Genomic DNA, 6,733 nt, shown 5'->3' on the forward strand with positions numbered 1-6,733 from the left:
AAGGGGTGCGATCGCGCTGTCGCGCCGCACGTTTTTTAAATTTGCGTTTTTGTGGAGTGGATCTAGGCGAGTAAAAATTTGAAGTTAAATTTGCAAATTTGGCTTCAAATTTGAACGTAAAAAGATAAGGCGAAGTATCGTGAGATGATTTTTCGAGTTTTGAAGCAAAATTGAGCGTGCGCTAGACATATAGCCTGCGGAGCAAAAATTTTGCGAAATCTCGGAAAAGCGCTCGCGAGACAAGCCGCTTTTAAATTTTAACAGCCAAACTCACGCTAAATATCCCATCCCCATCTATCCATTCACGCACCTTTTTAAAGCCTGCCTTTTCCACGAGCTGATCCATCTCGGCCTGGCTACGGCGGCGCATGATCCACGCAGCGCCCTGCCTGTGGCTAGATAGAGCGCGCGCGATCATCTCGAGCTGTGGGTGCCACGGCTGGTTGGTGTAGATGAGGTAGCCGCCGCTTTTTACGCTGCTTGAAAAGCCTTGTAGCGCGGTGCGCACGACCGAGTTATCGGGGAAAAGCTCAAACAGCCCCGACACGACGCCTAGCGTATATGCGCCCTGCAGACCCTCGTAGCTAACAGCTTCGAACGCATTTGCCTGCGTAAAGCTCGCGACGTCCTGCAGCCCGCGCTCTTTTATCATTTCGCTGCCGGCTTTTACGTTTATGTCGCTGTAGTCGCGTAGCGTTATGCGCTCAAATTTATGCCCCTGCGCGGCGTCTAGTATATATCTGCCGTGCCCCGAGGCGATGTCGAGCAGTCGTAGCGGCTCGCCTCGCTCCTGCAGCTTTGCTACGGCCTGATCGATCGCTAGTTTGATATTTCGTTTGCGCTCTCTGATGCCGCGCCAGCCGATCGCGTTTAGGTAAAATTTGTCGATAAATTTAAAAAATTTATTCGCCCCTTGCGGCTCGTTTCGGTAGACGTAGTCAAGCGTACTGCCGCTATCGTAGCCGGTATTTTCGCCGATCTTTAGTCCGCCGACCCACGGCGAGAGCGCCTGCATACCAAACCTTTGAAACTTAAACATCAAATTTTTCGGGCTAAATCTCGGCAGCGGCGTAGCTAGCCTATCGGCCTCCTCGCGGCTAAAGCCGTATTCGTCCGCGTGCGTGCAGTCCACCTCGCTAAAAGGCGCGCTAAAGCGCTCGCCGACGAACTCGCGAATGATCTCAAACGCCCTCTCCCGCTCGCTCTCGCCCAGCGTATCGTGATAAAATCCCTCTAAAATCTCGCGCCTTTTTACCCGCGCGCCAAGAGCGTTGTAAAACTCGTGCTGCGGGGCGTGCTCCACGACCCAGTCATCGCCCGAGATCAGCAGTAGCGTAGGCGTCGTGATCGCGGCGGCGTCCGAAACCACGCGCTGCGCCGCCTCGTAAAGCCCAAGCAGTATGCGCACCGAGATCGCGCGAGTGATGAGCGAGTCGGCGTCGTAGCTAGCCTGGCGCTCCTTGTCGTGCGTGAGATAGTGAGCTTTGACGTAGCTATTTACGAAAAAATTTCCATGGGCGCAGTAGAGCGCCTTTAATCCCGCCCTAGCAAACGGTACGTAAAGCTTCACGCTAAACGCCGGACTAGCCAGCACCGCGCAGCGAACGCGCACAGCGTAGTCGTGTAGCCACGCCGAGACCAGCACCGCGCCCACGCTCTGGGCTATCACGGCTAGATTTCGCGTATCAAAGCCAAATCTCTGCTCGATGTGCGCCACAAACTCGTCCACGTCGGCGATGAGGCGGCCGATACTCGGCGCATCGCCCCGCTCGCCCTCGCTCCTGCCGTGTCCGCGCTGATCCCAGGCAAAATAGCTAAAACTCTCATCCGCTAGTCCGTCCGCCACGTGCGTCGTCCTGCCCGAGTGCTCGTGTCCGCGGTGAAATATCGCTACGGCTTTGGCGTTTGGCGCGGCTTTAAATTTGAGATTTTGCTCGGCGTTTTCGCTCGGCGTCTCGCTCAAATTTGACGCGCCGCATTTGCTAGCTTCGCTTAAATTCGAGTCCGAGTTTTCGTCGCCGTTTAGTAAATTTTGCTCGTCCGATTTACCTTCGCCGTTTAAGCCTGGCTCCGCATTTTCATCAGCGCCGCCTGCTTGCTCGATAGTCAAATTTGACGTTTCGTTTGCGGCCTCAGCGCTCAAATTTGACCCGCCAAATTTACCGTCCTCGCTCAAATTTACTTCATTTGCACCCGGGTTTTCGCACGCTACGTCCGCAGCCAGGCGGTATCTGTAAAATATCCTCGCCCCGTCGCTCGTTATAAAATAGCTCTCTTTAAACTCCATTTTTTGCCTTTCTTACTTAAATTTATCGGTTTTTACGCTTATTTTATCCTAAAATGCCCCGTTATCTCGTACTCGTTTAGCACGTCCTCTTCCTGCGCGCCAAGCCCGATATTGTGGATCACGAGCGGGGTTTTGCCGTCCGCAAATTTATCCGAAACTATGCCGATATGCGGCCTGCCGTTATCCAGCCGCCACGTCACGATATCGCCGGCTTTAAACTCGTCCTTTGTCTCGTAGCCCTTGCGTTTTAGATAGGTTGCGATGTTTGGTACGCGGCGATGATCGATATTTTTGTCGGTCTTTTTCGCGCCCCAGTTTTTTGGATAGGCGCTAAAATTTGCGCTCATATCCTCGTGGATGAGCCGCTGCAGATCGATATCCTGTCCGCGCAGTGCTCTAACGACGACGTCGGTGCAAACGCCTTTTATCATATCCACATCGCCCATCGGGTACTCAAGCCTAGAGTACGAAGGATCGTAAAATAGCGTCTGTCCGATCTGTGCTCTAGCATCTTGCACAAGTTTCCCAGCCGAAAATGCAAAGGCTAAATTTGCCGCGAGCGCTAAAAGTAAAATTTTGCTACCGATTTTCATAAAAACCTCACGCGTAAAAGTATCTAACTATGTGAAAAAATATCGGCGCGGCAAAGCACAGCGAGTCCATACGATCAAGCATCCCGCCGTGCCCGCTGATCATGTAGCCCCAGTCCTTGACGCCCAGATCACGCTTGATCGCCGACATAACAAGCCCTCCTAAAAAGCCCATCATACAAACGGCAAGCCCGATGAAAAACGCCCCTACCGCGCCAAAAGGCGTGAGATGATGCAGGCACGCAGCCAGCGCGCTAGCGCTAAGAACCCCGCCCGCAAAGCCGACCACCGTTTTAGACGGGCTGATGCTAGGAGCAATCTTGCGCTTGCCAAAAAGCTTGCCCCAGATATACTGCAGCACGTCGCTAGCCTGCACGACTATGATCAAAAACAGCATCAGCTCCATACTGTTACCGCGCTCAAGATCCAGCAAAAGAAGTGCGGGGATATGCGAGATACAAAACACGCAGATCATCAGCGCCCACTGGATCTTCGTCGAGCGCTCTAAAAAATAGGCCGCATCGCCGCAAATAGCCGCCAAAATCGGCAAAAATAAAAATCCGTAAACCGGGATAAATATCATCGCCATAGCGTACCAGTCGGCATAGATAAAGATATACTGCATGGGCAAAATCACGTAAAAGCACGCCACGAGAGCGATATGATCGCCTCTGCGGATGTAGATGAGCGATAAAAACTCGCGCAATGCGGCAAAAGATACGAGCAAAAATAAAAATATCACGGCGTTTTTGCCCAGATAAGTAAACGCAAAAATGACCAAAATCATCGCCCACCAGGCGTTTATGCGTGAGGTCAAATTTGCGATGGTTTTGTTCTCGGCGCCAAATTTGGCCTTTAATATAAAAGCCACGACGCTAGAGACGACAAGCACCGCGATGAGTCCTAAAAATAGATTTAATATATGATTTTGCGGGTTCATTTTAGGGCCTTTTGGTTAAATTTGAAGCTAAATTTGACGCCTACGTCGGAGCTCTCCGAGCGAGTCAAATTTGCGAGCGTTTGGTTTGCCGCGCGGACGGCTTGATTGGTTAAATTTTTTACGCGGTTTAAATTTGCGTTTGGGTCAAATTTGATTTGCGGCAAGGCTGGCGTTTTGATCGCCGTTTCGTGCTCAAATTTGACGTTTTTGGCTGCTGCTTTAAAAGGCTCGCCGTCAAATTTGCCGTAAAAATCGGTCGCAAATTTTCCCTTTTCATTTGATGGGCTTACGGGGCTTAAATTTACCGCTCTCGCCAAAGCCGCCAAATCAAGCTTTAGTTCTATCATTTTGCGTCTCGCTCATCGCTAGCAGCGCGTCTTGCGCCTTTTGTAAAAACTCGCCCTTGTTCTCGCCGCCGTAAAATATCTCCTCGCCCACTATCAGCTCGCAAAGCAGCGGAATAGGCATGAAAAAGCCCTTAGGCAGGACGTTTCGCGCGTTTTTGATCCATACGGGCACGAGCGGGACGTCGGGGCACTGCTGCGCCAGGCGGAAAATCCCGCTTTTAAACGGCTGCAACGCTAGGTCGTCGTTCATCTTGCGCGCGCCTTCGGGAAAGATGATGAGAGAGTGCGTCTGCAGCGCGTCGCTCATTTGTGCTAGCGCTTCCAGCGGATCTTTGCGGCGACTGATTAGAACCATATTAAACACGTTTTTAGCAAGAAATCTGCGCACGGACCCGCTCTCCCAGTACTCCGCCGCCGCGACGGGGCGCACGCGCTTTCTCACGCGGTAGGGTAGCGAGACGAAAATCAGCAAAAAATCGCCGTGGCTGGCGTGATTTGCATAGTAAATTTTAGTGCCCTCGCCGATGTTTAAAAGCTCCTGCGGCGGCCGTACGCCCGTGATAAATATCGTGATACGGCAAAGGATAAAATCAAGCGCGGCCGCTAAAAACTCTTTCATATTTTTCCTTTTTATTTTTAAATTTGCCTTGTTTGCCCGTCAAATTTGACGAGCGACGCAGATTTGCAGTAACGCTTGCCCGCGAACGAAGTAGATTTTGGAACTATAAATTTTAACTCGCAAGCGCTCATGGCACTCCAAATGATTAGATTTAGCGCAACCTGGGCCGATCTTGGCTGCGACTCTATCTTACCGCCCGCAAAACCGCTTTGCTGGTTTTAGTAAAATATGATGAAATTCTTTTATATATTTGCCGTTATTATACCTAAAATCGCGCTTTTTAAGCCAAGCAAGAGATTTTCTCTTTGTCTGCGTGCTTTAGTCTAGATTGTTTTGCGCAGCAGTGAGCCTTAACTCCATAATGAACTAATCTGCCGCGCTTTAGTTAAGAATTCTAAAAACTCGGTCAAATTTGAGTATCAACCGTACTGTCGTAAGAAATTAAATTCTCATTTTACAAATAAATTTGATAAAATTTAGCCGTTTCTTGACGGCGATCAAGTCGTTATTATAAATAAAATCTTAAAATCTGCAACTAATTTTTTATAAAGGATTTTCTATGAGTTACAATCAAGAGATGTTCTGTCATCAGTGCCAAATGAGCGCGCCGGAGGGCTGCGGCGCCAAAGGCCAAGACCGCGGCACCTGCGGTAAAACCTCCACGCTGGCGTTACTTCAAGACGCTATGGTTTTCGGACTTAAGGGCCTTAGCGCCTACCGCCACCACGCGCACGAGCTCGGCGCCGATACTAGCGCGGTCGATACCGTTATGGCGGACACGCTGTATTTTACGCTGACGAATTCAAATTTTAACTTTGACGAGCATATCGCGCAGCTGATGGCCGTCGGAAGCGCGGGCGTGCAGATGATGGATATTTTAAGCGAGGCGCATACCGCAAAATTCGGCGTACCGACCCCGGTTAAAGTTAGCCAAAACAAAGTCGAGGGCAAAGCGATTTTGGTTAGCGGCCACAACCTGCACGCTCTTGAGGCGCTACTAAAGGCGACCGAGGGCAAGGGCATCAATATCTACACCCACTCCGAGATGCTTCCTGCGCACGGTTATCCGGAGCTTCGCAAGTATCCGCACCTAAAGGGCAACGTCGGCAAGGCGTGGTTCGATCAGACCAAGCTTTTCAACGAATTTAAAGGCGCGATTTTGATGACCACCAACTGCATCGTGCCGCTTCGCTCATCCTGTAGCTACGCAGATAGGCTCTTTGGCTACTCTATCGCGGGCACCGACGGCATCAAACATATCCAAAACGACGATTTTACGCCGCTCATCGAGTGTGCGCTTGCATGCGGCGACGTGAGCATGGATAGCGACGAGAGCTTGGTGACGGGCGGACACTACAAGACGATTTTAAGCCTCGCGCCACAAATTTTAGACGCGATCAAGTCGGGCAAAATCCGCCGCTTTTTCGTTATCGCAGGCTGCGACGCGCCTGGCAAGGGACGCGAGTATTACCGCGAGCTAGCGCTCAGCCTGCCGAATGATTGCGTGATTTTGACCTCCAGCTGCGGCAAATTCCGCTTCAACGACGTGGATTTTGGAAACGTGCCCGGCACCGAGCTTCCGCGTTATATCGATCTAGGCCAGTGCAACGACAGCAACGGCGCGGTCAAGATTGCCTTGGCGCTTAGCGAGGCTACTGGCATCGCCGTAAACGACCTGCCGATCTCGATCGTGCTGATGTGGATGGAGCAAAAGGCGGTCATCATACTGCTTGCGCTATTTAGCCTGGGCGTTAAGAATATCAATGTGGGCCCTACGGTACCTGAGTTTTTCAACGACGAAATTTTGGGCTTTTTGGTGCAGAATTTCGGTCTTCGCCTAATCAGCGGCGACGCGCAGGCGGATCTGAAATACTTCCTGGGCGAATAACCGTCGCTTGGGCAATCTTTATGGGCACGTGAACGCCGCATAAAACAGCGCGCAGAATTTCT

The 6,733-nt window shown here is 51.2% G+C and carries 6 protein-coding genes; 1 reads left to right on the top strand and 5 read right to left on the bottom strand.

Features of this window, described 5'->3' with window-relative positions; all coding sequences use genetic code 11:
- Positions 1-250 precede the first annotated feature (250 nt).
- The 5 genes from CSUNSWCD_RS10795 to CSUNSWCD_RS10815 are packed head-to-tail and all read right to left on the bottom strand — an operon-like array spanning position 251 to position 4,783.
- Complete coding sequence (locus CSUNSWCD_RS10795; protein ID WP_009497392.1) at positions 251-2,287, bottom strand: bifunctional alpha/beta hydrolase/class I SAM-dependent methyltransferase; 2,037 nt, start codon at positions 2,285-2,287, stop codon at positions 251-253.
- Between the two features lie 38 nt (positions 2,288-2,325).
- Entirely contained in the window at positions 2,326-2,880 is a 555-nt protein-coding gene (locus CSUNSWCD_RS10800) for a DUF1287 domain-containing protein (protein WP_009497393.1), read from the bottom strand.
- 7 nt (positions 2,881-2,887) lie between these two features.
- The gene (locus CSUNSWCD_RS10805; protein ID WP_009497394.1) at positions 2,888-3,817 is read right to left on the bottom strand and encodes a phosphatidate cytidylyltransferase; all 930 of its coding nucleotides are present in this window, start codon (positions 3,815-3,817) and stop codon (positions 2,888-2,890) included.
- The gene (locus CSUNSWCD_RS10810) at positions 3,814-4,164 is read right to left on the bottom strand and encodes a hypothetical protein (protein WP_009497395.1); all 351 of its coding nucleotides are present in this window, start codon (positions 4,162-4,164) and stop codon (positions 3,814-3,816) included. The genes CSUNSWCD_RS10805 and CSUNSWCD_RS10810 overlap by 4 nt, the downstream gene beginning before the upstream one ends.
- Positions 4,145-4,783: a lysophospholipid acyltransferase family protein gene (locus CSUNSWCD_RS10815; protein WP_009497396.1), complete on the bottom strand. Its 639-nt coding sequence runs from the start codon at positions 4,781-4,783 to the stop codon at positions 4,145-4,147. Before CSUNSWCD_RS10815 ends, CSUNSWCD_RS10810 begins: the two co-directional genes overlap by 20 nt.
- A 559-nt stretch (positions 4,784-5,342) precedes the next feature.
- Between CSUNSWCD_RS10815 and hcp the strand changes: the two genes are divergently transcribed.
- Positions 5,343-6,671 carry a hydroxylamine reductase gene (gene hcp, locus CSUNSWCD_RS10820; protein WP_009497398.1) on the top strand — a complete coding sequence of 443 codons (1,329 nt, stop codon included), beginning with the start codon at positions 5,343-5,345 and terminating at the stop codon, positions 6,669-6,671.
- Positions 6,672-6,733: the final 62 nt, after the last annotated feature.

It is taken from the genome of Campylobacter showae CSUNSWCD, assembly GCF_000313615.1.
Classification (GTDB): domain Bacteria; phylum Campylobacterota; class Campylobacteria; order Campylobacterales; family Campylobacteraceae; genus Campylobacter_A; species Campylobacter_A showae_A.

Coding starts and splice junctions, on each gene's coding strand:
- CSUNSWCD_RS10795 (WP_009497392.1), bottom strand. CDS start 2,287: ATGGAGTTTAAAGAGAGCTATTTTATAACGAGCGACGGGGCGAGGATA.
- CSUNSWCD_RS10800 (WP_009497393.1), bottom strand. CDS start 2,880: ATGAAAATCGGTAGCAAAATTTTACTTTTAGCGCTCGCGGCAAATTTA.
- CSUNSWCD_RS10805 (WP_009497394.1), bottom strand. CDS start 3,817: ATGAACCCGCAAAATCATATATTAAATCTATTTTTAGGACTCATCGCG.
- CSUNSWCD_RS10810 (WP_009497395.1), bottom strand. CDS start 4,164: ATGATAGAACTAAAGCTTGATTTGGCGGCTTTGGCGAGAGCGGTAAAT.
- CSUNSWCD_RS10815 (WP_009497396.1), bottom strand. CDS start 4,783: ATGAAAGAGTTTTTAGCGGCCGCGCTTGATTTTATCCTTTGCCGTATC.
- hcp (WP_009497398.1), top strand. CDS start 5,343: ATGAGTTACAATCAAGAGATGTTCTGTCATCAGTGCCAAATGAGCGCG.